The 232-nt window shown below is 30.6% G+C and carries 1 pseudogene; it reads left to right on the top strand.

Going from position 1 to position 232, the window contains the following annotated elements:
- Positions 1-145, top strand: a pseudogene (locus SB658_RS27860) (cysteine hydrolase family protein); the annotation flags it as partial.
- Positions 146-232 lie beyond the last annotated feature (87 nt).

Raw genomic sequence — 232 nt, 5'->3', positions numbered from 1 at the left:
CCATGGACTAGAATACGAAAACTTCATGGTACAGAAAGCAACCTCTACGTTAAATAATCCATTTATGTCCGCAAAAGAGACAATTGATTTTTATGAGAACATATGGAACCGCAGATTTTTAAAGCTGATAAAAGATGAACTCTAGAATATATAACTAATGTCTTGGTAATTCTAAAATTTATCAGCTATACTCAAATATTTTGTTATCACCATAAAGAAGCTGACTATATTC

The sequence above is a fragment of the Bacillus sp. SIMBA_008 genome, from assembly GCF_046535495.1.
GTDB lineage: Bacteria > Bacillota > Bacilli > Bacillales > Bacillaceae > Bacillus > Bacillus subtilis.
The sequence above is the reverse complement of the archived record's forward strand: the minus strand, read 5'-3'. Positions and strand labels throughout refer to the sequence as shown.